This window comes from Streptomyces sp. NPDC001868, assembly GCF_040297125.1.
Taxonomy (GTDB): Bacteria; Actinomycetota; Actinomycetes; order Streptomycetales; family Streptomycetaceae; genus Streptomyces.
On the sequence record NZ_JBEOYO010000001.1, the window covers coordinates 249,241 to 271,979 of the forward strand.

Annotated in this window: 24 protein-coding genes and 2 pseudogenes; 16 read left to right on the forward strand and 10 right to left on the reverse strand. The window is 70.3% G+C overall.

Features of this window, described 5'->3' with window-relative positions:
- Positions 1 to 64: 64 nt before the first annotated feature.
- Positions 65 to 649 carry a TetR/AcrR family transcriptional regulator gene (locus ABT147_RS01210; protein WP_351401393.1) on the forward strand — a complete coding sequence of 195 codons (585 nt, stop codon included), beginning with the start codon at positions 65 to 67 and terminating at the stop codon, positions 647 to 649.
- Positions 650 to 736: 87 nt separating this feature from the next.
- Here the strand turns inward: ABT147_RS01210 and ABT147_RS01215 are convergent, their stop codons facing one another.
- The 3 genes from ABT147_RS01215 to ABT147_RS01225 form a co-directional block, all read right to left on the reverse strand.
- A complete protein-coding gene (locus ABT147_RS01215; RefSeq protein ID WP_351401395.1) occupies positions 737 to 1,960 on the reverse strand; it encodes a cysteine desulfurase-like protein in 1,224 nt (407 codons plus the stop codon).
- A gap of 101 nt (positions 1,961 to 2,061) precedes the next feature.
- Positions 2,062 to 2,529 (reverse strand): GNAT family N-acetyltransferase, encoded by a 468-nt coding sequence (locus tag ABT147_RS01220; protein WP_351401397.1) that lies wholly within the window; start codon positions 2,527 to 2,529, stop codon positions 2,062 to 2,064.
- Positions 2,526 to 3,041 (reverse strand): hypothetical protein, encoded by a 516-nt coding sequence (locus ABT147_RS01225; RefSeq protein WP_351401399.1) that lies wholly within the window; start codon positions 3,039 to 3,041, stop codon positions 2,526 to 2,528. Before ABT147_RS01225 ends, ABT147_RS01220 begins: the two co-directional genes overlap by 4 nt.
- Positions 3,042 to 3,545: 504 nt before the next feature.
- Between ABT147_RS01225 and ABT147_RS01230 the strand changes: the two genes are divergently transcribed.
- From ABT147_RS01230 to ABT147_RS01260, 7 genes are all read left to right on the forward strand, one after another.
- Complete coding sequence (locus ABT147_RS01230; protein ID WP_351401401.1) at positions 3,546 to 4,259, forward strand: DUF4232 domain-containing protein; 714 nt, start codon at positions 3,546 to 3,548, stop codon at positions 4,257 to 4,259.
- 135 nt (positions 4,260 to 4,394) lie between these two features.
- Complete coding sequence (locus tag ABT147_RS01235) at positions 4,395 to 4,985, forward strand: hypothetical protein (RefSeq protein ID WP_351401403.1); 591 nt, start codon at positions 4,395 to 4,397, stop codon at positions 4,983 to 4,985.
- 57 nt (positions 4,986 to 5,042) lie between these two features.
- The gene (locus ABT147_RS01240; protein ID WP_351401405.1) at positions 5,043 to 5,441 is read left to right on the forward strand and encodes a RidA family protein; all 399 of its coding nucleotides are present in this window, start codon (positions 5,043 to 5,045) and stop codon (positions 5,439 to 5,441) included.
- A 19-nt stretch (positions 5,442 to 5,460) separates the two neighbouring features.
- Positions 5,461 to 6,126, forward strand: coding sequence for a nitroreductase (locus ABT147_RS01245; RefSeq protein WP_351401408.1), 666 nt, complete (start codon positions 5,461 to 5,463; stop codon positions 6,124 to 6,126).
- 281 nt (positions 6,127 to 6,407) lie between these two features.
- Positions 6,408 to 7,199, forward strand: coding sequence for a GNAT family N-acetyltransferase (locus ABT147_RS01250; RefSeq protein ID WP_351401410.1), 792 nt, complete (start codon positions 6,408 to 6,410; stop codon positions 7,197 to 7,199).
- Complete coding sequence (infA, locus tag ABT147_RS01255; RefSeq protein ID WP_351401412.1) at positions 7,196 to 7,420, forward strand: translation initiation factor IF-1; 225 nt, start codon at positions 7,196 to 7,198, stop codon at positions 7,418 to 7,420. Before ABT147_RS01250 ends, infA begins: the two co-directional genes overlap by 4 nt.
- A 206-nt stretch (positions 7,421 to 7,626) precedes the next feature.
- Complete coding sequence (locus ABT147_RS01260) at positions 7,627 to 8,055, forward strand: DUF5958 family protein (protein ID WP_351401414.1); 429 nt, start codon at positions 7,627 to 7,629, stop codon at positions 8,053 to 8,055.
- A 39-nt stretch (positions 8,056 to 8,094) separates the two neighbouring features.
- Here ABT147_RS01260 and ABT147_RS01265 read toward each other — a convergent pair whose 3' ends face one another.
- Positions 8,095 to 9,189 carry a barstar family protein gene (locus ABT147_RS01265; protein ID WP_351401416.1) on the reverse strand — a complete coding sequence of 365 codons (1,095 nt, stop codon included), beginning with the start codon at positions 9,187 to 9,189 and terminating at the stop codon, positions 8,095 to 8,097.
- 181 nt (positions 9,190 to 9,370) lie between these two features.
- Between ABT147_RS01265 and ABT147_RS01270 the strand changes: the two genes are divergently transcribed.
- The gene (locus tag ABT147_RS01270) at positions 9,371 to 10,186 is read left to right on the forward strand and encodes a class I SAM-dependent methyltransferase (RefSeq protein WP_351401418.1); all 816 of its coding nucleotides are present in this window, start codon (positions 9,371 to 9,373) and stop codon (positions 10,184 to 10,186) included.
- Here ABT147_RS01270 and ABT147_RS01275 read toward each other — a convergent pair.
- Positions 10,172 to 11,536 carry a serine hydrolase domain-containing protein gene (locus ABT147_RS01275; RefSeq protein WP_351401421.1) on the reverse strand — a complete coding sequence of 455 codons (1,365 nt, stop codon included), beginning with the start codon at positions 11,534 to 11,536 and terminating at the stop codon, positions 10,172 to 10,174. The genes ABT147_RS01270 and ABT147_RS01275 overlap by 15 nt on opposite strands.
- 106 nt (positions 11,537 to 11,642) lie before the next feature.
- Here ABT147_RS01275 and ABT147_RS01280 point away from each other — a divergent pair.
- Positions 11,643 to 11,953, forward strand: a pseudogene (locus ABT147_RS01280) (DUF6624 domain-containing protein); the annotation flags it as partial.
- A gap of 220 nt (positions 11,954 to 12,173) precedes the next feature.
- On the opposite strand, the gene ABT147_RS01285 reads toward ABT147_RS01280, so the two are convergent.
- Positions 12,174 to 12,551: a fic family toxin-antitoxin system, toxin component gene (locus tag ABT147_RS01285; protein ID WP_351401422.1), complete on the reverse strand. Its 378-nt coding sequence runs from the start codon at positions 12,549 to 12,551 to the stop codon at positions 12,174 to 12,176.
- Positions 12,551 to 12,799 (reverse strand): hypothetical protein, encoded by a 249-nt coding sequence (locus tag ABT147_RS01290; protein ID WP_351401424.1) that lies wholly within the window; start codon positions 12,797 to 12,799, stop codon positions 12,551 to 12,553. The genes ABT147_RS01285 and ABT147_RS01290 overlap by 1 nt, the downstream gene beginning before the upstream one ends.
- Before the next feature lie 220 nt (positions 12,800 to 13,019).
- Here ABT147_RS01290 and ABT147_RS01295 point away from each other — a divergent pair, with 220 nt between their 5' ends.
- The 5 genes and pseudogenes from ABT147_RS01295 (at position 13,020) to ABT147_RS01315 (ending at position 18,868) form a co-directional block, all read left to right on the forward strand.
- The gene (locus ABT147_RS01295; protein WP_351401426.1) at positions 13,020 to 13,334 is read left to right on the forward strand and encodes a trypco2 family protein; all 315 of its coding nucleotides are present in this window, start codon (positions 13,020 to 13,022) and stop codon (positions 13,332 to 13,334) included.
- On the forward strand, positions 13,334 to 15,499 hold the full coding sequence (locus ABT147_RS01300) for a VMAP-C domain-containing protein (protein ID WP_351401428.1): 2,166 nt from the start codon (positions 13,334 to 13,336) through the stop codon (positions 15,497 to 15,499). Before ABT147_RS01295 ends, ABT147_RS01300 begins: the two co-directional genes overlap by 1 nt.
- A complete protein-coding gene (locus ABT147_RS01305; protein WP_351401430.1) occupies positions 15,496 to 16,491 on the forward strand; it encodes an AAA family ATPase in 996 nt (331 codons plus the stop codon). Before ABT147_RS01300 ends, ABT147_RS01305 begins: the two co-directional genes overlap by 4 nt.
- A 4-nt stretch (positions 16,492 to 16,495) precedes the next feature.
- Positions 16,496 to 17,926 (forward strand): annotated as a pseudogene (locus ABT147_RS01310) (SAV_2336 N-terminal domain-related protein); the annotation flags it as partial.
- A 225-nt stretch (positions 17,927 to 18,151) separates the two neighbouring features.
- Positions 18,152 to 18,868: a response regulator gene (locus tag ABT147_RS01315; protein ID WP_351401937.1), complete on the forward strand. Its 717-nt coding sequence runs from the start codon at positions 18,152 to 18,154 to the stop codon at positions 18,866 to 18,868.
- Positions 18,869 to 19,081: 213 nt separating this feature from the next.
- Here the strand turns inward: ABT147_RS01315 and ABT147_RS01320 are convergent, their stop codons facing one another.
- Together ABT147_RS01320 and ABT147_RS01325 are read right to left on the reverse strand one after the other, a co-directional pair.
- A complete protein-coding gene (locus tag ABT147_RS01320; protein WP_351401432.1) occupies positions 19,082 to 19,579 on the reverse strand; it encodes a flavin reductase family protein in 498 nt (165 codons plus the stop codon).
- A gap of 183 nt (positions 19,580 to 19,762) precedes the next feature.
- Positions 19,763 to 20,935 (reverse strand): acyl-CoA dehydrogenase family protein, encoded by a 1,173-nt coding sequence (locus ABT147_RS01325; protein ID WP_351401433.1) that lies wholly within the window; start codon positions 20,933 to 20,935, stop codon positions 19,763 to 19,765.
- A gap of 153 nt (positions 20,936 to 21,088) precedes the next feature.
- Between ABT147_RS01325 and ABT147_RS01330 the strand changes: the two genes are divergently transcribed.
- Positions 21,089 to 22,015: a LysR family transcriptional regulator gene (locus ABT147_RS01330; RefSeq protein WP_351401435.1), complete on the forward strand. Its 927-nt coding sequence runs from the start codon at positions 21,089 to 21,091 to the stop codon at positions 22,013 to 22,015.
- Positions 22,016 to 22,146: 131 nt separating this feature from the next.
- Here the strand turns inward: ABT147_RS01330 and ABT147_RS01335 are convergent, their stop codons facing one another.
- Positions 22,147 to 22,677 (reverse strand): cupin domain-containing protein, encoded by a 531-nt coding sequence (locus tag ABT147_RS01335; protein WP_351401437.1) that lies wholly within the window; start codon positions 22,675 to 22,677, stop codon positions 22,147 to 22,149.
- Between the last annotated feature and the right edge of the window lie 62 nt (positions 22,678 to 22,739).

Here is a 22,739-nt window from a genome sequence, read left to right on the forward strand (position 1 = left end):
GTCGGTATCGTCCGCCTGCGAGACGGCCATGAGAAGAGCGATACCGACCTGTATCGTGAGATTCATGGTCGGCACCAGGGACGCCCGAGAGCGGGTACTGCGCTCGGCGAGTTCCCTGTTCTACGAGCACGGCATCGTCGCGACCGGGGTCGATGTGATCTCCACACACGCGTCGGTCGGGAAGATGTCGTTGTACCGGCACTTTCCCAGTAAGGACGATCTGGTCGTCGCTGTGCTGAGGTTCAGGGACGAGACCCATCTGGAGTGGCTGCTGCCGGAGAGCGATCTCGAACCGCGCCGCCAGGTGGCGGAAATGTTCGACAGGATCGCCCGAGCCGCCGGCCGCCCCGGCTTCCACGGCTGCCCGTTCGTACGGGCCGGCCTGGAACTGCCCGCGGGACATCCGGGGCGACAGGTCGTACGCGATCACAAGGCACGGTTCCGGGCACGGCTGCGCGCGCTGGCACGGGCGCTGCCCGCGACGGACCCGGCGGCGCTGGCCTGGCAGTTGGCCACGTTGACGGATGGGGCCGCCGCGGAGTGCGTACTGCAGGGCAGCGGCACTCCCGCCCGCGCCGCCCGTGCGGTGGCGCTGCTCGCCATCGACGCGGAATCGCGGCAGCGCGGAAACGGGAATGACTCAGCATGAACTCCGCCGGAGCCGGGGGGTTCGCGCACGGCAAGGTGGTACCCCGCCGATCCCCGGCCGGTGTGCGTGGTGCGCGCTTCGCCGCGGTCATCGGAGGAAGGTGGCGAGCCCGTCGAGGAAGCGGTCCACGTCGTCGGTGGTGTTGTAGGGGGCCAGGCCAGCGCGCAGGGCGGGGGCTTCGAGTTTGAGCGCGGTGAAGGGCTCGTAGGCGTAGAACGAACCGGCCGGTGCCACCACGCCGCGCGCCGCCAAGTGTGCCTGGGCCTCACGGGCGTCGCGGCCTTCGAGGGTCATCAGGAGTGTCGGTGTGCGGTCGGGGGCCTTCGAGTGCACGGTGACGGCGTCGCCCAGGGACTCCAGCCCCTCCTGCAGCCGTGCGCGCAGCGTCAGTTCGTGCTGGTGCAGAGAGTCCAGGGAGCGGATGAGCCGCTCCCTGCGTGAGCCTTCTGGGGCCGCGTCCGGTTCGGCGGGGAACGGGTCCAGCTCGGCGAGAAAGTCGACCGCGGCGGTGGCGCCCGCCAGGGTCTCGTACGGCAGCGTGCCGAACTCGAAACGCTCCGGCACCGTGTCCGGGGACGGCACGAGCTTGTCCGGGCGCAGGGTTTCGAGGAACTCGGGCGCCGCCGCGAGGACTCCGCAGTGCGGTCCGAGGAACTTGTACGGCGAGCAGACGAACGCGTCGGCCCCGAGGGCGGGTACGTCCACGAGGTGGTGCGCGGCGTAGTGGACGCCGTCCACGTACACCAGGGCGCCGACCTCGTGGGCGCGGTCGGCGATCCGGCGCACGGGTGGCTTGGTGCCCAGCACGTTCGAGGCCGCCGTGACCGCGACCAGCCGGGTCCGAGGCGTCAGGGCGCGCTCGTACGAGTCCAGGTCGAGCGTCGTCGTCCCCGGGTCGATCTCGATCCAGCGGACCGTCACTCCGGCGCGGTCGGCGGCCTGGATCCAGGGGCGGACGTTGGCGTCGTGGTCGAGACGGCTGAGGACGATCTCGTCGCCCGGTTGCCAGGTCTTGGCTAGGTGGCGGGAGAAGTCGTACGTCAACTGTGTGGCGCTGCGGCCGTGGACGACGCCGTTCGCGGGGACGTGGAGGAGATCGGCGTAGGCGGCGCGGAAGTCCACGACCGCGCGCTCGGCGTTGGCCTCGGACGGGCTGACGGTCCCCCGGTTGGACAGGGGGCCGGTCAGCGTCGCGGCGACGGCTTCGGCGACGGGGCGGGGCGTCTGCGTTCCGCCGGGACCGTCGAAGAAGGCGAGGCCCGTGTCGAGGGAGGGGAAGTGGGCCCGCAGGGCGGTGAGGTCGATGGCCATGGTCTCGGCTTTCTGTCGGGCGGAGTGCCTGGCGTCGCGGTGTCTGTGCTCGGGCGTCGGCCACATGACGAAGAAGACGGCAGCCGACTCGTCGACCGGGCTCAGTCCGGTGCGCTCAGGCTGTAGCGCAACTTCTGTTGGGCGTGGGCGCCCAGCCGGTCGTAGAAGCGGACCGCTCCGTCGTTCCAGGCCGGGGTCTGCCACTGGATCTCGTCGAGGCCGAGGTCGCGCGCCTCGGCCGCCACGGCGTCCATGAGGAGTACGCCGAGGCCTGAGCCCCGGTTGCCGGATCTCAGGAAGAGGCAGTCCATGTGGAGGTACTCGCGGCCTTGCCAGGTGGAGAGTTCCGGGGCGCAGGTGGCGTATCCGACGACCTCACCGCTGGGTGATTCCGCCACCAGGCAGCGCAGCCGGGGTGCCGGGATGTCGAAGAGCAGCGCCGTGAGCCGTTGCGCGAGGTCGGGGGCGGGCGGGGCGGCGCGTTCGAAGGCGGCGTGCTCGGCGGCCAGTTCGACGATCCGGGGCAGGTCGCCGGGGCGTGCGTGCCGTACGGTCGGGGCGCCTGTCATCGGAGGCCGCCCGTCAGCGTGTCGTCCTGCCAGGCTGCCAGCCGGTCGGCGATCGGGGTGTCGCCGTCGAGGATGTGCCGGGAGAACGCGTCGCGTTCGTGGGCGAGGATCGCGGCTTCCCAGACGCAGGGGGCGAGGCCGGCGCGTCCCGGGCGGAGCCGGTCGGGCAGCCCGGCCGGGCCGGTGAAGACCGCCAGGTCCGACATGTGTCCCTCGATCCAGGTGTGGACCAGGATGTAGTCGCCGTCGCCGCCCGCGTGCACGATCAGGACGGCGAGCCCGAGCGATCCGCGGGCGGCGCCGAGTTCGAGGTGCGCCGCCGCGAGCCGCCGGGCCACAGCGCTGTCCCGCGCTGTCACACTGCGGCCCGGCGCCTCCAGGGCGTACACCTTGACGAGGTGGCCACCGGCCTCCTGAGTGCCCAGAGGGCGTACGGTGCGTGGGTGGTGCCCTTCGGACATGGCGAGCAGCGCGGCCGTGTCCACCGCTGCCGGAAGATCGTGATCATTCATGTGACCATCATGCGGTGCGTACGTGTCTCGGTCACGCGGTCGGTGTTCGACGCGGCCGACCGCCGCCGCGGACCCGGCACCGACCGGTGTTCCGCGGCTCAACCAGCCGGGACGGGACGGGAGATGAGGCCGCGCGGCGCCGTCGTACGACCACCGGCTGCTCCGGTTGGGCGTCCGTACCACGCCGGCGTCCATCGTCACCGAGCCCACCCCGGAGGCCCCGGCCGGGCAGTCGACCGAGAACGCGGCGACCTCCGACTCCCGCGACCGCATCGTCACGCGCACCTCGCCGCCGCCCTCGCACGCCACCCACCGCCCCGCCCAGCGGCATCTGCCAGGGCGCGGGCGGTCAGCGCGGTCAGTACTGTCCGTGCCGTCCGTACCGGGATCGGTCGCAGTGTCACAGAGCTGTTCGGAGATGGTTCCCTCTCGATGCGAGCGGGTCGAGGTACCGCTCCCATGGGGCACGATCACCGGGACGTTCGGACCTTCGGGGGGCTCCTCATGGCATACACAGCTCGTTCACGCCGTATCACCGCCGTACTCGCGGCTCTCTCGCTCGGCATCGTGGCACTGACCGCGTGCGCCGGCGACGCGGAGAAGGACACGGCTTCCCCGAGTACGTCGGCAAGCCCATCCACCGCGGGCAAGGACAAGGGCGCCGACGCGTCCTCGACGGCCGACCCGGGTGGCGGCAGTGACGACTCTTCCGGCAACGGCGGCTCTTCCGGCAGCGGCGGCAGCACGCCGTCCGCGTCGGCGCCCGGATCCGAGGAGTCCGGATCCGACGGCGGCCAGGACGACGACGGTCAGGACGGCGGTGTGGGCATGTGCGAGACGAGCGACTTGAGCTACAGCGTCACCGTCGCCTCGAAGCCGGTCAACCACGCCTTGCTGACCGCGACCAACAAGAGCGGCGACCCCTGCCTGCTGTCGGCGAACGAGCTGGTGATCACGATTCCCGAACTCGACGGCGCCGCCGAGCACATGGGGCCCACCGGCGAGGACTGGATTCTGAACGCCGGCGAGAGGGCCTACGCCGGAATCATGTTCTCGCGCGCCGACACCGAGGGCGGCAAGAGTGCCGACGAGGTGGAAGTCGCGCTCACGGCGTCCGAGAGCCCGGCGACAGTGCCGATCAGCGGTGGCCCCGTCACGGTCAACGACGGCGCGGTCACCAGCTTCCTCGGCACCGCGGAGGACGCGCTCTCCTACTGATCGGCTCCGCGCAGGACAGGCATCGGGCACGGGGCCGGTCGTCGGCCCGCCGAGGCGGCGTTCAACGTCTTCTCGTCCGCGACGGCGGCCGCCTTCGGTGTCCCGCTGGCCCTGGTCGTACTGAGCGGCATCGGGATGGCTCAGGCCGAGGCGGTGGAAGCCCGTGCGGCGCGGCGTCTCGCCGGGCAGGTCGCGGGCGACTTCGCCTCCTCCGTTCCCCGTCTGCTCCTTGGGCCCTCGGCCGTACTGGATGAGGCGGCGACCGGACTGCTCGCGCTGGAGCGTGCCGCTCAACAGGCGATCAGGAACTGGGAGTCGGGCCAGGGCGATGCCGGCCTCACCGATCTGCGGCAACTGCTGGAGGACGGCTCGCTGGAACGTGCCCTGGATGGTTTCAGGAGCGCGGCACGGCCGGGGATGCAGGCCGTTCCGGCGGTGGCCGAGGTCACGGCGCACTGGTCGTTCCTCAACACGACCGTGCGCAGCCGGCTGCTGGAGACCGGCGGGCCCTGGCTCGCTCCGCCTCTGGCCACCCAGATCGACGCGTACGTGGCCCGGCTGGCGGCCGACCCCTTCATGGACGGCTGGCTGCGGGACCTCGACATCGCGGTACGGCGCTTCAAGAACAGCTCGGACGTCTCCACCCCACCGCTCTCCACGAGCTGTGGCGCCACCTGGAGACCGGGTCGGAGGTGGCCGAGGCCCTGGGCGAGCTCGGCGCACTGAGCCGGGAGGCATCCGACGCCCTCCGAAGCCCGGTACCTACACCGCACCCACACCGCGATGAGCGACCGCCCTCCGCATGATGAGGTGACGTCGGCGGCGGAGTTGGGATTCAACCAGGGTGAGGTCGTCTCCGGGCACACACGGACCTTGTACATCTCGGGGCAGACCGCGATGAGCGGCGACGGCAAGCCCCGGCATGACGGTGACATGGCGGCCCAGTTGGCGCTGAGCATCGACAACCTGGAGGCTGTGCTCGGTGAGGCCGACATGTCCCTCGCGAACCTCGTCCGGCTCAACGTCTACACGACCGACGTCGATCTGCTCTTCCCGCACTACGGCGTACTTGCGGCACGGTTGGGTGCCGCGGGGGTGGCGCCGACCACCACGATGCTCGGCGTGACTCGACTGGCGATCCCCGGCCAGTTGGTCGAGCTCGAAGGGACCGCCGTCGCGTGATGGAGGAGGACGAGAAGACGTGGATGTGTATGAAGCCGTGAACAGTCGCAGGGCGGTACGGGCGTTCAGCGAGGAGCCGGTGCCCAAAGAGGTGCTTGAACGAGTGCTGGCCGCAGCGGCGCGGGCTCCGTCGAGTGGCAACCTTCAGCCGTGGCATGTGTATGTCGTGACCGGCGAGCCCTTGGCCGAGCTGAAGAGACGTGCGACGGCCAGGGCGCTGGCCGGAGACCCGGGTGATGAGCGGGACTATCCGATGTACCCGGCCGAGCTGACCTCGCCGTATCTGGACCGTTTCTCCGCCGCGGCTGCCCAGCGGTACAGAGCGCTGGGAATCGAGCGCGACGACCCCGACAGGCCCATGAAGATCGCCGCCTTGAACTCGGAGGCGTTCGGGGCGCCGGTCGTTCTGTTCTGCTACCTCGACCGGACGATGGGGCCCGGGCAGTGGGGGGACGCGGGGATGTACTTGCAGACGGTCATGCTGTTGCTGAGGGCGGAGGGACTGCACAGCTGCCCCCAGGTGATGTGGACGATGTATCGCAAGACCGTCAGCCAGACGGTCGGAGCCGGCAACGGCCTCGCGCTGTTCTGCGGTGTCGCGGTGGGACGGGAGAAGGAGGGCGTGCCACGGCTGCGTACCGGGCGCGCGGACATGGCAGAAACCGTGAGCTTCATCGGAGTATGACGCGCTACCGATGATCAGACGGGTCGTCAATCCGGGGGAAGTGGGGGGAGGGACAAGGCCCGTCACGTGATGTCGGGCCGCCACGAGCTCACAGGAAAATGCATTGAGCGGGGCGGCGACCCGCTGCTACTTTCGTGCTGGACCGTGAAATCGTCGTAGGGAGGTGAGCCCCGTGAACACAGTTACCCGTGGGTGCTCCCTCAACCCGTCACGGTCCGGCGGCTGACGTTCGGTGTCGCCAGGAGCGCCTGAGATCGAGGCACTCCTGGGAGGAGACTCCGATGAACACAAAACCTTTCACCTCCGGCCTGAGCGAGAACGCGGTGACGATCACGCGCGTCGCGGACAGGCAATGGCATGCGCTGGACGACGACCTGGTGGTCGGCCGGGGACATGCGGCGCACCGGCCCGACGGACGCATGTTCGTCAGCATCGACGCCTGGCACGACACCGCCTTCGACCGGCTCGCCGAAGCGATGCTGGCGGACTTGCCGGCGCCGCTGTACACGGTGGTCGACGAAGCCGACACCGAGCTGACGGCCGGCTGGCGGCGGGCCGGTTTCACGATCCGGCGCCGCGAGTGGGAGTACACCGTGCCGACCGACCCCCGGATCACAGGGCTCGAAGCAGTCCTGCCGCCCCCGGGCGTGACGATCGTGCCCGCCGGTCAGGCGGACGAGAGCCTGCTGCGGGCGGTGGACCGCGCGATCCGTGCCGAAGTCGAGGCGACCGTCGGGTGGCAGTCGATGCCCGCGGAGGTACTCCCCCGCCCCGTCGGCGACACCATCGTCGACCCGGCGAAGTACGCGGTGGCCGCGGCACCGGACCGCTACCTGGGTCTGATCCGGGTGGCGACGGTGAAACGGCCGCGCATCGGACTGGTCGCGGTCCGGGCCGGCGAACAGCGCCGCGGCATCGCACGGGCGCTGCTGGCCCACACACTCGGGACGCTGCACCACTCCGGGTCCGCCACGGCCTGGACCGAGGTCCACGAGTCCAACCAGGCGGCCTCGGCACTGTTCGAGGGCATCGGCGCCCGGCGGATGAGCAGCAACCTGGAGCTGGTGCGATGACGAGGAACAAGAACGTCATCGAGGTCGAGGGCAAGGTCGTCGAGTGCCTGCGCAGCGCCATGTTCACCGTGGAACTCAAGAACGGCCACCACGTGCTCGCGCACATCAGCGGCAAGATCCGCAAGAACTACATCAAGATCATGCTGGAGGACCGGGTGCTGGTGGAGCTCCCACCGTACGACCTGACACGCGGCCGAATCGTGTTCCGCTACCGGAACTAGCGGCGGTCGGCACCTTCGGCGGTGGCTGATCTTGGGCCCCGGTCATGGCGTTTCCGTGACCGGGGCCCCATGATGGCCGGCACGGCCGTGGGCCAGAAGCTTTCTCGGACCAGGGCGGCAGCAGCGGCAAGCCTGCGGTGGAGCGGGCGACACCGGGCCGGACTCGCCTCCGCAGCGAGTCGTTCCTCGTCCGACGGGAAGCGATCGTGACCGCACGCGACATCATGCTCAACGAACTCGCGCAGGGGCTGCGCCCGATGTCACAAGGCATCGCATGGTTCGACGCACTCGGGCCGGAGGAACAGTCCGAGGCCTTGCGGTTCCTGTGCCACCACTGTGTCCAGGCGCGCGCCGTCGCCGAGGACGGACCGGAGGGCATTCGCCGTGCCGGCCTGCGCCCGACGCACACACCCGCCGTCCTGATCACACGCGGCCGGATGGACCACCAACTGTGGAAGATCGCCGCTCTCACCCCTGACGACGAACGCCGCAAGGCGTTCCGGCTGCTGGTAGCCGTACTCGCGATCGCCGACGGACGACGGCGCGAGCGCTACTGCGCCGACGGGTGCGGGCACTGGTGGCACAGGCTGTCCGCCGCCGACTTGAGCTCTGCTTCGACACCTGATGAGCAATGACCAATGAGTCACTCCGGCGTCGGCGCGGCGGATGCCGATTCATGTGCAGGTGACGTTCATCCCGCCCTCGGCCAGGACTTCGAGCACCGTGGCGGCCAGGTCGTACGGCTCGCCCTCTGGTGTCAGGACGCGGGACAGGTGTTCACGCGCGGTCACGGCGTCCCGCCAGAGCAGTTGGGCGGGAGCGGTGTAGCCGAAGTTGCCGCGCAGGCAGTCCACGAGGGCGTGCAGGCAGCCGCCGAAGTAGCCACCTGGCCCGTTGACGGCCTCGCCGAGCGCCAGATAGAGGCCCGGTTCGTCGGTGATGTGCCGGCCGTCCAGCTCGTACGTGCGTCCGGCCGGCCTGTCGTGGTGCTCGAACCGGCAGCCGCGCTCGCGGACGAGGTCGAGCCAGGCACCGCGTTGCCGGGTGTCGAGGCCGGCCCAGGCGCCAGGGGTGTCCGGCGGGCCGGCGAGTCGGCGCTCCCAGATGGGCTGGGCGTGTCCCGGAACGGGGACGAGATCACCCTCAAGTTCCAGATCGATCAGCTTCGTATCGTGGGAGGACCGGCGCCACGTACGGACTTTGGGCCGCAGCAGCCGGTCGGTGAGCGGCTCGCCGCTGTCGTCCCGTATCTCCAGCCACGACTCCCCCAGGTCCAGCGCGCGCCGGGTGCCCGCCGCCAGTGCCCCTCGTAGCCGATCACTCGGGGCGAGCCCCCGCAGGACGAGCGGGGGCTCTGCCTGCTCCGGCGGCAGGACGCGCGCGAACTCCCGGCAGGAGCCCAACCACCGGTAGCCGTCGTGCAGTCGGACAGGGGCCCGGTGTCCCTCGGGCGGGCCGTCATAGCCGTCGAGACAGATGAGCACGAGGCCGTCCGTTCCCGGGTGCCGTCCGTGGCTCTCCGCGTCCTCCAGTAGCCAGGCATCGAGCGCCCTGTCCTCCGGCACCAGCCACACCCGGCTGCCCACCCACCCGCACAGCTCGGTTGCCTCCGGAACCCAGCCGAACAATTCGTACGTCCCACGCCGGGGTTCCCTGAACAGGCCCTCCACCTCGGCGCAGACGCCCCAGACATGACCACTTCCCGTGTCCGTCAGCCTGTACCGCCCCTGCCCGCGTCGGTCCCTGTCCTCATGCACGAGGGGAATCATGCCGGGGCCAGGAGGAGACCGTGAAGCGCTTTTCGTCGTCGATGGTCGGGGTGGCTTGACGTGATCTCGGGGAACGTATGCGTTGCACCAGGCCGTACGGGGATCTGTCTCGGGTTCAGCGGACAGCGTCCATCCGGTGCGAGAGGTTCCCGGTGGTGCGGATGCCCGGCAGGGTGGCGGCATGACGGTGGGATTCAGTGGCGCTGTGGCCGAGTACTACGCGAAGTTCCGGCGGGGTTATCCCTCCCAGGTGTTCGACACCTTGCAGGAAGTCTTCGAGTTGTCGCAGGACGATGTCGTACTCGACGTGGGGTGTGGCACTGGTCAGCTTGCCCTTCCCTTCGCTTCCCGGGTTCGTTCCGTGGTGGGAGTGGACCCCGAGCCGGACATGCTGCGGCTGGCGCGGGAGGCAGCCGCTGACCAGGGGATCCGGAACGCGACCTGGATGCTGGGCGCCGACACCGACGTTCCGGCGCTGGGGGCGCTGCTGGGAGAGCGGTCGCTGGCCCTGGCAGTGATCGGACAGGCTCTTCACTGGATGCGGCACGAGGAACTCTTCCGAGCTGTGTCACCGCTGCTCCGTAGCGGCGGCGGCATCGCGGTGATTTCGAACGGAACGCCGCTGTGGTTGCAGGACAGCGCCTGGTCCCGAGGCCTGCGTGGCTGTCTGGAGGAGTGGTTGGGAACCACGCTGGAAGCGTCCTGCGGCACCAGCGGCCGTGATCGGCTGAGGTACGCGCGGGCGCTGGAGGCCGCGGGTTTCGTCGGAGTGCGGGAAGCGGTGGTCGAGTACAGCGGCGAGCTGACTTTCGATCATTTGTTCGGCGGCGTCTGTTCGGCAATCCCGGCCCATCAGTTGCCCGGACCGGACGATCGCGCCGACTTCGCCGAACGTATCCGGCGGGCACTCCCCGCGGACGAGCGGTTCACCGAGCAGGTGAGGGTGACCACGGTGGTGGGACTGGCGGGTGCGGGTCGACCATCACGTTTGGGATGAGAGGGAACGCCGCAGTACGCAGGGGTGGACCAGGTAGGCGCCCAACCGGCCCTCCCGGTCACCGCCCTTGAAGGCTATGGCCCGGCCGACCAGGCGGTCCTGCTCCGTGCGCAGTTCGAGGGCGAAGTCCGGGCTGTTGATACGGGCGTCTGCCGTGGGCAGTTGCAGCTGGGCACTCGCGCGCAGGTCCCAAGTCTGGGAGGCGGTGGCTGCCGCGGTGGCCGGCGCACTGTCGGCGATCTGGATCTGCACCTGGCGATCCGCCCGGATCCCGATCCGCAGCGGGATGTCGCCTTCCGCGGTGCTGATCTCCCCGTTCCATTCACCCTGCGCGAGGCTCATCGGGCGAGTGGGTTCGGGCATCGGGTTGAGCTGGCTGCTGCGGAAGCCGGGAGCCAGGCTGCTCATCAGGTGGTCGACGATGGTGTCGCGGGCCGCCTTGTTGGTCGAGTTGGTCAGGACGGCGATCGAGATCTCACGCTCGGGGATATCGATCATCATCGTGGCGATGCCGCCCATGCCGCCGCCATGGCTGCGGATCACCGGTCCGGCTCCACGCGAGACGATCCGGCCGAGCCCATAGCCGAGATCCTCGCTGAACGGCACGCCGTCGTACATGGCCGCGACCGAGGCAGGCTTGAGCAGGCGATGAGACACCCGCGCGAACAGCGCCACATCGGCGGCTGTTGCCCAGCCGGCCCCCGCGGCGGGGTGCCCGCTGAAGCAGGTGGCATAGGCACGGCCGTCGGCGGAGTAGCGCTGGGCGACCGGGGCCGAACCGTCGTAAGCCGGCCCGTAGCCGACGCTGCGCAGGCCCAGCGGCTCGAAGATCTGCCCTCGCAGGTAGTCGCCCAGGCTCTGGCCGGTCACTGCCTCCACCAGCCTGCCCAGTTCGCGGTAGCCGATGTTGGAGTACTCGAAATCGGTGCCGGGCTCGCGTACGAGCGTGCGGTAACGGTCGATGTCGATCGGCGGCGGGCCGGCCGCGTAGTGGAAGGCGTAGAACGCCGGGAAACCGCCCCGGTGTTGGAGCAGCTGACGCGGCGTCGGGGCGGGCCACGCGTAAGCGCCGGAGATCGGGGTGTCGAGGTCCAGCAGGCCTTCATCGGCGACCAGAAGGACGGCCATGGCGGTGAATGCCTTGGTCACGGAGGCCAACCCGTAGACGGTCTCCGGGGTAGCCGAACGCTGGTTGACGACGTCCGCCTGGCCGTAGGCCCTGGTGAGCGTGACCTCGTCGCGTTCGGCCACCGCGATGGAGACCGACGCACAGCCGTGTTGCAACAGCGCCTTCGTACAGAACTCGTCCAACTCGTCCAGCCCGCCCAGCATGTCCAGCGTGTCCCGCAATGGAGTTGCCTCTCTGCTCGGATTCGCGCGCTCGACCGAACTCTAGGGCTCCGCTGCAGATCACCAGTCCTCAGTCAACGCCAACAGCGACGACCCCGCCGAGCAGTTGGCGTGGCGCCGACTGACCGCACGGCACGGTGATCGCCTAGCGGCCCGCGCCCGCGAAGGCAGCGACGCGCCCTCCAACTGATGCGGCAGTCGGTTTCGGCAGGCTCAGCCGGCCCGTGCGAGCTGGCCTTTCCGCACGATCGCACACGGGTCGACGAGGGCCGTAAGCAGATCTACGGCGCTCAGATCGCCGGCGTGCAGGACGGATCACCGGTTCCATGGCCGTGCGAAGAGCCCGAGCGCATCGACGAACTCCGTGCGGAAGTCGGCATCGAGCCCTTCGACGAGTACGTCGCCAAGTTCGCGATCGTCCGACGAGCGACTTCCAACGGCATCCAGCGGATCATTGCCCTGGGCTCAACGGCCGGCTCATCCGCCAGCTCATCCGCCACGGGGCAACGATCCGCCTGACGGACAGGGAACAGGCCGGGCTCTCGCGGGCGTCGCCAAGCCGAGCCGGCCGCGACGAAGTTGTCTGTCCTCGGACGGGCAGGACCGGGAGCGGGAGCGGTCCATGCCCTGGCAGGCTTCAGGTGGCCGTGGGCCAGGTCCGCAGGAGTGTGGCGATCTTTCCGGCGGTGCAGGTGGGGTCGAGAAGCAGATCCTTGAGGGCTACGGCGTCCTCGCGGGCGGGTTTGACAGGAATCCCCGAGGCTTCGAGGTACATGACACCGGTGGCGGCGGCGACAGCCATGTTGGAACGCTCCAGCCAGCGACACCGGCCCAGGGTGTGCACCAGGGCGGCGGCCTTGGCGTAGGGGCCGTCGTAGACGGGCTGCTCCAGCAGCTCGGCCCGGTGGCGGGCGACCGCCGAGATCGGAACGCCGTAGTCGTCAGGCGCCGGATCGTTCGCCCCGGCGGCCTCGGCGACCTGCAGGATCCAGGGAACGTCGATGTGCAGTTCCATCAGGCCGCGCGCGCTCCCCGCGCTCCGCGAGGCGCCTGCTCGGCTTCCTCTGCCTCGTCGAAGACCTCCTGGTGTTCGGCCAGGAAGCGGGCGGCCGCATCCACCCCACGGGCACGCAGGCCACTGGCGTCATCCTGCACCAGCCGGGCGAGGTAGTCCCCGACACTCAACCCCAGATCGGCAGCACGCCTCTTCGCGAGTGCCGCCACGTCCTCATCCACGCGCGCGCCCAGCTGTGTCTTCGCCATACCCCGCATGGTAACAGCTGGTACCAAGCGGTGGGTGGCGTCCGCGGTGGCCGCACCCGGCTCGTGTCGTCGCACGCGCACGTCACGCGACGTCGAGCGCGGATCCGTCTCCCACCCGCCGGACACGCACCCCGACGCGCCCGTTCCCTCGAACCCCGGGCGCCCGGCCCCAAAACCTTGGCAGACTACTCCGCAGGCACAGTGCGCGTGGGGGGTTCGGATGGCGGGGATCGGTCTTGCCGCAGCGATCGAGGAACTGCGGCAGGAGCTCTATCGGGCACAGGACCTGGGGGCGGACCAGCAATTCGCGTTCGGCATCGAGGAGGCCGAACTGGAGCTGCAACTGGAGCTGCGCAACAGCGGCAAGGGGGACGGCAAGGTCAGCTTCGGTGTGGCGGCCGTCGGCGCGGGTGGTGAGCACTCCACCGTCCGCACCCACAGACTGACGCTGAGACTCTCGGTCCGGGACCGAGCCCTCGGCGGCTCCGGTCCCGAGATCAGCGACACCGAAACCGGGTCCTGGGACGAGGAGTGATGGATCCGCACAGACTGGTGCTGATCCGCAGCGGGACCACGCGGATGCTCCATCGCGTCGGCTCCGGCTATCTCGTCGCACCCCGCCTGGTGCTCACCGCCGGACACGTTCTCCGGGACGGCGAAAGCCGCGCCTACTGGGACGAGATCCAGGTCAGAGTAGGACACCCGGGCCGCGGCGAGACGCTGCGCACCGGAGCGCGGCTGATCTGGACCCATCCGCAGGACCTGGACGTCGCCCTGCTGCTCACACACGACGAGATCGACTTACCGGGGTCGGTTCGATGGGGCCGCCCCGTGGACACGGCGCCGCTGCGCTACGAGGGACTGGGCTTTCCGCTGGCATCCGCGAATGACGGTCGCGACGCCGAACACCTCCGAGGCGTCCTGCCTCCGCTGTCCTCCGGGGCTCGCGGCCTCTACGTGCTCGACCAGGAGCCCGCACCCGACCTCCGCGACGACGGCCGCAAGGCCTGGGGAGGCGCCTCGGGAACCGCGGTGTTCTGCGAGGACCACCTGGTGGGCGTGGTGATTCACGACGACCGGTCCTACGGCAACCGCCGCCTGCGGGCCCTCCCGGCGCATCGCTTCGTCCAGGACGACGGCTTCGAGGCACTCCTGCGGCAGTACGCCGACGGCCCACCCCGCCTGACCGAGATCGGCGCCGCCCTCCCGACGGCCCGGCCCGCGGCGGAACGCAGCCCGGCCGAGCAGGAGACCGAGCGGCTCCTGTGGTCGGTGCTCGGCGGCCGGCTCACCTACACGGCACACGCCCGCGCCCTCGCACGGCGGCTCGGATACACCGTCCCGGACAGCCATGAACCGACCGTGCCCGACCTCGCGGCACTCGCGGCGGCCCATCCACGCGCCCTGCCCTCCCTGAGCAGCACCCTGGCCCCGGCCCTCACCGGCGAGGACGAGCGCACCCGCCTGACGGACGTCCTCACTCGCGCCCGTGCCGGCGGACTGTGCCTGCTCCTGTCCCTGGACGAGTGCGAGAACTTACTGGAACTGCTCCGCGGGATCTGCAAGGAGCAGCCCACTCTGATACCTCGCGCCGCCCGCGAGGCCCTGCGCTACGCCTGGCTGCCCGACGCGCTGAACCGCACGCATCTCTGCGCCGACGACCTCGAGCACGTCGTCGAGCACCTGGAGTCCGTCTCCGACAGCGAGCGCGTACTGGACGGCACACCGCCCGTCCCGGCCCTGCTCCGCCTGGTCGAATGCGTGGCCGCCGCCCTGGGAAGGGACGCGGGCGCGGAGTTACGCGGCTGGTCCGATCAGGTGGCCGCCCGGACAGGCATCCATCCGGCGGCGCTTGCCGAACGCCGCACCGACGCCGGCCGCTGGGCCGCCCGGCAGTCGCCCCCTTTCTCCCGCGTCGTCGTCGAAGTCTCCCGCGCGCGGACCGAACCGCGCGAGAGCTACTACTGCCGCATCCTGCTCGCCCGCGCCGACGGCACGCACACCCCCCTCCACGAGGCGGAGAGCGTGCCGAGGACACCCGAGGAAGTGGCCCGGCGGGTGCGCGACGCCGTCGAGGTCGTCGCGGACGAACTCGGCCCGACGGCCGCGCCCCACGCGACGGTTCTGGTGGCCCGCGACAGCCTCCATCTGCCCATCGACGAATGGAACCCCGGGGCACCCAACGAGTTCGTGCCCGACCAGCCGATCGGCGCCGAGTTCTGCATCACCCTGAGCTGCCCGGAGATGAGCGACCTGGTGCGCGGCAGAGAACGTGAGCACCGGCGGCGCTGGGAGAGCGGACACGCCGCCCCCTTGGTGGTCGACGACGAACGTGTCACTCGGCCACGGCTCAGGCGACTGCTGCAGACCACTCACCGTGACACCACCCAGGTCGTGCTCCACGGCTCCCCGGAACAGCGGGACGCACTGCTCGAACTCTGCCTGGCGCTCGGCGTCCCGGTCGTCCTCTGGGACCGGCGGGCCGACTGCCCCGCGGACGCGGCCGGGCTGCGAGACCTGGACCCCACCGGCCCGCTCGGCGATCTGCCCGAGCGGGTCCGCGTCTTCCGCGGGACGGCGTTCGACGAGCCGGAAACACTCCCGGCGCGCCCCGCACTCGTATGGGAAGAGCACGGCCGGCGACCGCGCCCCGAATCGCTGACCCTGCAAGACCCCTCAGAAGGAGCCCACGCGTCATGACCGCCGCAGAATCAGCTGCCACCGACCACCCCACCCCGTCCGCCGACGGGGACTGGCGGCTCTTCCGGGGCGATGGAGCACCCCGCGCGGTCACCTTCCCGCCCGCCCCGCCCTGGCGCCGGCTCCACCCGGACGAGCCCGACGGCACGCGGACCGCACGCCCCCGCCCGTACCTGATCGACCCCGACGACGCGGACATCGTCAACGCCGCCCTCCACCTGCGCCGCCCTCTGCTGGTCACGGGACACCCCGGTACCGGTAAATCCTCCCTGGCCCACGCGATCACCCACGAACTCGACCTCGGCCGCGTCCTGCACTGGCCGGTCAACAGCCGCTCGACCCTGCAGGACGCCCTCTACCACTACGACGCGATCGGCCGACTGCGGGAAGCCAACCTCCACCGGGACACGGACGCCCCCGAACCCGGCATCGGCCAGTACGTCCGGCTCGGCCCCCTGGGCAACGCGCTGCTGGCCCGGGACCGGCCCAGGGTCCTGCTCATCGACGAGTTGGACAAGGGGGACGTCGATCTGCCCAACGACCTGCTCACCGTGTTCGAGGAGGGCGAGTTCGAGATCCCGGAGCTCAGCCGCCTCCCCGAGGAACACTCCACGGTCCACGTCCGGACCGACACCCCGGACGCGCCGGCCCCGGTGGTCCGCGGCCGCGTCCGCTGCCGTGAGTTCCCCGTCGTGGTCATCACCAGCAACGGAGAACGCGAGTTCCCGCCCGCCTTCCTCCGACGGTGCGTCCGTCTCGACCTGCCCGAGCCCGACGAGGAGCGACTGCGGGACATCGTCGCCGCACACCTCGGCCACGAGGCGCTCCACGACATCGACGACCTGCTGGAGGAGTTCCTCGGCCGCCGCGCGCCCGGAGAGCTCGCGACCGATCAGCTCCTCAACGCGGTCTTCCTGCGCAAGGGCGGCATCGATCTGGACGCCGGCCGACTGCTCGACGCCGTTCTGCACCAACTCGGCGGGGCGGTATGAGGCCATGGTCGGACGTCTGAGAGAGATCCTGGCCAGGAGCGGCGTCGACCTCGCCGACGAGGAGCTCCTCGACATCCTGTGGCTGGCCAGGAACCTGCCCGGCGACGTCCGTCCGTTGGCGCGACGTCCGGCCCCGTCCGCCCCCTCACGGCAGGCCGCAGAGCAGGGTGAGCCCCGGGCCCCCGGGGCGGACGATCCCGCGCGACCGGGCGCGCGCACCCAGCCGGACATCGCCCCGCACCGCGTGTTCCCCCTGCACGCGGCCCCGCGGGGGAAGGGGAGCAGCAGGCCGGAACCGGCCCCGCACCGGGCGCACGCCGTACGCGCCCCGGGCCCCCATGTCCTGCCCAGCCGTCATCTCACTCTCGGCAAGGCGTTACGACCGCTGCGGCAGCGGCTCCCCGATCGGCGCCGTCAGGAACTGGACGTGGCACGGACGGTGGACGCCATGGCCGAGACGGGTCTGCCCGAGACCGTGACGAGTCCCGCCCGTAGCCGCTGGCTCTCCCTCGCCCTGCTGATCGACGACGGCGTGTCCATGGTCCTGTGGAAGCGTCTGGCCTCCGAGATCCGCACGCTGATGGAACGGGCCGGGGCCTTCCGCGACGTCCGCGTGCTCGGACTGAACACCCGTGGGCCCCATGCCCCGTTGCTGAGCAACCGTCCCTACCGGCAGCAAGGTCCCTACCTTCCGCCGGCCGCGCTCTGCGACCCCACCGGCGGCACCCTTGTCCTCGTGGTCAGCGACGGCGTCGGCGACGCCTGGTGGGACGGCCGGATGAGCGAGGCGGCGGCTCTGTGGGCCCGACGGCAACCCACCGCGATCCTGCAGGCGCTGCCCGACCGGCTCTGGGCGAACTCGGGCATCACGACTCGGCCGTGGCACGTCACCAGTGTCCGCAGGGGCGGTCCCACCACCGCCTGGCACGTCACCGACCCGAGACTGCCGGCCGATCTGGTCGGCTTCGACTCCGTCCCCGTCCCGGTGCTCGAACCCACACCGGCCGCCGTCGGCGACTGGGCCCGGCTGGTCGCCTCACCGAGCGCGACCGCGGTGCTGCCGCTGTGGGACATCGGGCGGTCCGTCACCCAGCCCCGGCGCGCCGGGACCCGGCAGGATCCGGACGCCGAAGCCGTCCTGCGCTTCCGCGGCGCGGCCAGCCCGGAGGCGTATCGGCTCGCCGCCCACCTCGCGGCCGTGGCGCCCCTCACTCCGCCCGTCATGCGCATGGTGCAGGAGGCCCTGGGCCCTCCGACGGACACCGGGCACCTCGTGGAGGTCTTTCTCGGCGGCCTCATGCACAACGCCGTCGCGGACACCACCGGCCGGTCGCCGCAGCCGGAGTGCTTCGACTTCTCCGACGACGCACGGCGCATCCTCCTCGGCACGCTCCCCGCCCACGAGTTGCTGCGCACCACACGACTGATCGCCGACCGCCTGGCAGCGTGTGTCCGGCACTCACCGAGCTTCACCGCCTGGGTGGCGCACCCGGGAGGCGCCGCCGCCGTCGGCGCACCCGAACAATCCTTCGCCCAGTTGGAGGAACGGCTGCTGAAACGCCTCGGCGTCGCCACGCTCATCGACGCACCACCCGCCGACTCGCCTCCCCCTGCCCCAAAACCCCCGGTACTCCGGGAACGGGCCCGGCCACAGCCAGCTGTGGCTCGGCAGACGGACACCAGGCCCCCCGCGCGGTCCGCTGCGGCACACACGAAGGCCAAGATCCTTCTGGTCGACGACCAGCCGGAGAACCTGCTGGCCATGGAGACCATCCTGTCCGCGCTCGACCAGACACTCGTCCGCGCCTCGTCGGGGGAGGAAGCACTCAAGGCGCTGAACGACGACAAATTCGCCCTCGTTCTACTCGCCACCCGGATGCCGGGAATGGACGGCTACGAGACCGCCGCACACATCAAGCGCCGTTCGCGGACTCGCGACACCCCGATCATCTTCGTCAGCGCGTACGAAATGGGTCCCCAGGCCACCTTCCGAGGGTATGCGGCCGGTGCCGTGGACCATGTGTCGCGGCCGTACGATCCCTGGGTGCTGCGCGCCAAGGTGGCCGTCTTCGTCGGCCTGCACGAGAAGAACGTGCGACTGCGCCAGCAGGCGGGTCTGTTGCGCACCGAGGTCGCGACCGACCTGCTGGCGCAGCTGTCGACCCTGTTGTCCGACGTCGAGACGCAGGCGCACGACCTGACCGGACAGCTCCAGGCACAGGCATCGAGAGCGACGGTGAGGACCTCGGCCGCCCGCCTGGAACGCGCGGTCAGGAGCCTGCGCCAGGTGCTGCAGGGCGTGTTGGATCTGCAGGAAGAACCTGGTGCCCCGCCCGCCCCGGCTTCCTCGCACTCACCACGACACCCAGACCAGTGAAGGAAGCGACGGCCGTGCGTTGTCGTGCCGCTGTCGCCGCTCCCTATTCCGGGCCCCTCCGGTTCGATCACCCCGATCCACACCCTGATCCGCACCCCGATCCGAAGGTCCACGGTGTTGCGCGACGGGCCCGATCCGAGTGCCGGCCGCCGCACCGGCTGCGGACGGACGACGAATGCCGATATGCCGACGGTGGCCCGCAGCGGCCGTTGCTCATGAAACGGCCAGGCGTCGGAACCTGCTGTTGTGGAACACCAGGGGTTCACGGTCGGGTTCGGCCCGCAGGCCCTGGATCTCCAACAGGACGATCGTGTGGTCACCGCCGGGGAGTTCGGCGTGCAGTGAGCAGCTGAGCCAGAGACTGGCGCCGTGGACGTAAACGCCGCCGTTGTCGTCCGCGTCCCAGTCGACTCCCGCGAACCGGTCGCCTTCCTTGCCTGCCAGCGACCGGCAGATCTCGTCCTGGCCTTCGGCGAGCACGCTCACACCCACGTGGCTTCGCCGCCGCAGTTTCGGCCAGGTAGTGGAGGTGTCCTGAACGCAGACCGATATCAGGGCGGGTGACAGGGAGACCGGGGTGAATGTGCTCGCGGCCATGCCCACCGGGGTGCCGGAGTCGAGCGCGCACACGGCTGTCACCCCGGACGGGAAGCAGCCGAACGCCTGGCGCAGCAGGGCAGGGTTGGTCGGTGTCGCGTGGAGAGGGCTCATCGAGGGCCACCCTTCCGGTGTCGGTGTGTGCGGTGCGGCCCGGCTTCAGCGCGGATCGCGGGGGTTCGCGGGACGGGGGTCAAGGTCAGAGGCAGGGACAGCAGCAGGGGCACCGGCAGAGGCAGGCGCAGGGGCAGGGGCAGGGGCGTTGTCATCGCTTCCTCAGTCGGGTGCGGGGGGGTGTCAGTTCTGTCCCGAGAGGACCGCGCCGAGCTGTCGCATCGCACCCGTGTTGCCGACCACGTGCTGGGAGACGCAGCGGACATCGCGCCAACGGCGCTGGAGCGGACTGGCGCTGTAGAGGCCGGCGCTCCCGGAGAGGGTCATGATCTCGTTGAGGATCCGGATGCCCTCGTGGTGAATGTGCTGGGTGGCGCCCTTGTAGCCGAACCACTCGACCGGGGTGGGCGCCTCTCCCCCGAGGGCACGGTCCATGACGATACGTCCGGTCTGCTCCGACAGGGCGGCCAAGGCCCCCGCCCGCAACCGGAGTTCGGCGAACCGCTCCTGGAACACCGGGTCCTCACCGAGGAGGGCCCTCGGATCGAACGCCGGCCGCTTGGTGGCGGCGAGTTCGGCGAGATCGTCGAGCGCGGCGTCGAGGGCGCCGAGGATGACGGCGTCGTGCGAGGCTCCGGTGGGTGAGTAGGGCAGGTCGTAAAGGGGTGCGGGGATGTTGTTGTCGCCGAACATCGGCCCCGTGTGGTGCTCGGGCACGAAGACGTCGTCCATCGCGAAGTCCGTGCTCTGCGTGGCGCGCAGGCCGACCGCGTCCCAGGTGTCGAGGAAGGTGACCTGCGCGGGCCGGAACAGCGCGACCCTCATGTCCGGGCGGCCGTCCGGCAGCGGAGGCGCCCCTTCGACCAGGAATCCCCCGAGCATCCAGTCCGGGGTGAACGGACCGCTCGCCAGCGGCCAACGGCCACTGATCCGGTAACCTCCCTTCACCGGTGTCGCCAGTCCCTTCGGAGCCACCGCTCCGCGGAGCATCAGATCCGCGCCGCTGCCGAACACCTCGTTCTCCAGCGTCTCGCGGGGCAGCGACCGTACGAAGAACCACGCCATCGACGCGGCCTGGACGGTCCAGCCGGTCGAGCCGTCGGCCCGGGCGATCTCCCGCACCACCCGGGCCCCTTCCAGAAGCCCGTACTGTTCGCCGCCCCACACCCGGGGCAGGGCCATCCGGAAGACACCGGCTTCGCGCAGCGCGGCGACGATCTCCGCCGGGACCGCCCGGGCGTCCTCTCCCTCGGCCGAGCGTGCGGCGATCTCGGGAAGGAGCGGGCGGACACGGCCGAGCACGCCGTCGCCGATTCCTCGTTCTGTGGATCGGGTGGGGTCAAGAAGCGTGGTCATGAAGGTCTCCTCGTCGGGCACGCGGGAGCTCGCTCGGAAAACGAGCCTTTTCCACAGGTGATCTGCGGATTAGGATGACATCCGCGTTACGGCCAGGAAAAGCAGAACTTTCCGATAAGGCTTATTGAGAGTTCCGATGGCAGTAGGAGAGAAATGGCAGCCAGTTTTTCCCTCCGGCAGCTGGAATACTTCGTCGCTGTGGCGGACACCGGCTCCATGAGCGCGGCAGCGGTGCGGTGCCACGCCTCCCAGGCCAGCATCTCCACGGCCATCGCCGACCTCGAACGCCGCCTAGGTGTCCAGTTGCTGATACGGCGTCGGGCGAAAGGGGTCTCTCTCACCGAGGCGGGCAGCCGGATTCTCGGAAGCGCCCAGGCCATGTTGATTCAGGCCGACGAGATAACGGCCGGCGCCCAGGCCGAGGAAGGGCAACTGGCAGGCCGTCTGAAAGTCGGCTGCTATGCGGCTCTGACGCCTTTCCTGATCCCACTCCTGGTGGACGGGTTCACCCGGCTCCACCCGGCGGTCGACCTGGAACTGATCGAGGGCCAGCAGGACGAATTGAGACAAGCCCTGATCCAGGGATCATGTGATGTCGCTTTGCTGTACGCATTCGGGGAAGAGGCCGGACTGTCCTGTACGACGCTCCGCGCGAGCCGTCCGTACGTCATCGTGGCCGCCGGCCACCCCATGGCGGGGCGCGAGTCGGTCTCACTCGCCGAACTGGCGGACGAGCCACTGATCATCTACGCGGAGCCGCCCGCCCGGGAGAACGCCGACCACTGGTTCTCCCTCGCTGGCGCACGGCCGAACATCCAGTACCGGACCTCGAGCATCGAGGCCGTCCGCAGCATGGTCGCCCGTGGTCTCGGCTTCGCCACGCTGATCCAGAGCTGGCCGACCGACACCAGCGTCGAAGGACTTCCGCTGGCATCCCTGCCGCTCAGCGACCCGCTGGACGATGTCGAACTCGTGATCGCCCACGCCTCGCACGTCGTCCCCACACACCGGGCCCGCGCGTTCCTTCAGTACGCCGAGAAGACGCTCGCCGGCTCCCGCGGGCCGCACACCATCGACTGACGCGTGTCCGGCTCCGTCGGCCGGCTCCGGCGAACGGCGTCAGCCCCACGGGTCGTCGACACCGTGGGGCTCACATCCACCAGCGCGGGGAGCGCGGACCTGGCGCCGGTCCGGGAACCGCTCCGCCCCTGTCAGCCGTCACGCTCCGCTCCGACAAGGACGAAGGCCATGGTGACCGGGCTGCCGCTGCGGTTGTGCCAGCTGTGTCGGGTGCCGTTCTGGATCACGATGTCCCCTGCCGAGAGGGGGGTGCGGTTACCGTCGTCGAGTTCGAGCACGATGTCGCCCTGGAGCACGATGCCGTAGTCGATGGTCGGCGTGGTGTGCATGCCGTCGGGTTCCATGAGGTCCGCGATGCCGGGCGAGTCCGCCCGCTGTTCCCGGTCGAAGGCGACGGGGTCGAACGCCGGGTCGGCCATCGCGCTGTCCGGTGGGAAGGTCAGGACGATGAACCGTGTGCCGCCGGGCGCCGGGACCAGGCTGGTGATCTTCGGTGTGGGGTCCTCGCCGGTCCGGCTGACCTGCTCGCCGGGCTCGGTCGCCCATGGCAGGCGGGACACCCAGCCCGGCAGGCTGGTGAACTCCCGGCTGCGTGGGACGGGGCCGTCGCTGACGACGACCGACCTGCCGTTCTCGTCATGGCCGGTGACGACTCTGCGCATGTGTCTCTCCTCGGTCGATCGGGTCGATCGGGTCGATCGGGTCGGTGGGTCCGGCGATTCCG

Bases quoted from the DNA above. Each gene is read 5' to 3' on its own strand.
- ABT147_RS01210 (WP_351401393.1), top strand. From the start codon at position 65: ATGGTCGGCACCAGGGACGCCCGAGAGCGGGTACTGCGCTCGGCGAGT.
- ABT147_RS01215 (WP_351401395.1), bottom strand. From the start codon at position 1,960: ATGGCCATCGACCTCACCGCCCTGCGGGCCCACTTCCCCTCCCTCGAC.
- ABT147_RS01220 (WP_351401397.1), bottom strand. From the start codon at position 2,529: ATGACAGGCGCCCCGACCGTACGGCACGCACGCCCCGGCGACCTGCCC.
- ABT147_RS01225 (WP_351401399.1), bottom strand. From the start codon at position 3,041: ATGAATGATCACGATCTTCCGGCAGCGGTGGACACGGCCGCGCTGCTC.
- ABT147_RS01230 (WP_351401401.1), top strand. From the start codon at position 3,546: ATGGCATACACAGCTCGTTCACGCCGTATCACCGCCGTACTCGCGGCT.
- ABT147_RS01235 (WP_351401403.1), top strand. From the start codon at position 4,395: ATGGCTCAGGCCGAGGCGGTGGAAGCCCGTGCGGCGCGGCGTCTCGCC.
- ABT147_RS01240 (WP_351401405.1), top strand. From the start codon at position 5,043: ATGAGCGACCGCCCTCCGCATGATGAGGTGACGTCGGCGGCGGAGTTG.
- ABT147_RS01250 (WP_351401410.1), top strand. From the start codon at position 6,408: ATGAACACAAAACCTTTCACCTCCGGCCTGAGCGAGAACGCGGTGACG.
- infA (WP_351401412.1), top strand. From the start codon at position 7,196: ATGACGAGGAACAAGAACGTCATCGAGGTCGAGGGCAAGGTCGTCGAG.
- ABT147_RS01265 (WP_351401416.1), bottom strand. From the start codon at position 9,189: ATGATTCCCCTCGTGCATGAGGACAGGGACCGACGCGGGCAGGGGCGG.
- ABT147_RS01270 (WP_351401418.1), top strand. From the start codon at position 9,371: ATGACGGTGGGATTCAGTGGCGCTGTGGCCGAGTACTACGCGAAGTTC.
- ABT147_RS01285 (WP_351401422.1), bottom strand. From the start codon at position 12,551: ATGGAACTGCACATCGACGTTCCCTGGATCCTGCAGGTCGCCGAGGCC.
- ABT147_RS01290 (WP_351401424.1), bottom strand. From the start codon at position 12,799: ATGGCGAAGACACAGCTGGGCGCGCGCGTGGATGAGGACGTGGCGGCA.
- ABT147_RS01295 (WP_351401426.1), top strand. From the start codon at position 13,020: ATGGCGGGGATCGGTCTTGCCGCAGCGATCGAGGAACTGCGGCAGGAG.
- ABT147_RS01300 (WP_351401428.1), top strand. From the start codon at position 13,334: ATGGATCCGCACAGACTGGTGCTGATCCGCAGCGGGACCACGCGGATG.
- ABT147_RS01305 (WP_351401430.1), top strand. From the start codon at position 15,496: ATGACCGCCGCAGAATCAGCTGCCACCGACCACCCCACCCCGTCCGCC.
- ABT147_RS01320 (WP_351401432.1), bottom strand. From the start codon at position 19,579: ATGAGCCCTCTCCACGCGACACCGACCAACCCTGCCCTGCTGCGCCAG.
- ABT147_RS01325 (WP_351401433.1), bottom strand. From the start codon at position 20,935: ATGACCACGCTTCTTGACCCCACCCGATCCACAGAACGAGGAATCGGC.
- ABT147_RS01330 (WP_351401435.1), top strand. From the start codon at position 21,089: ATGGCAGCCAGTTTTTCCCTCCGGCAGCTGGAATACTTCGTCGCTGTG.
- ABT147_RS01335 (WP_351401437.1), bottom strand. From the start codon at position 22,677: ATGCGCAGAGTCGTCACCGGCCATGACGAGAACGGCAGGTCGGTCGTC.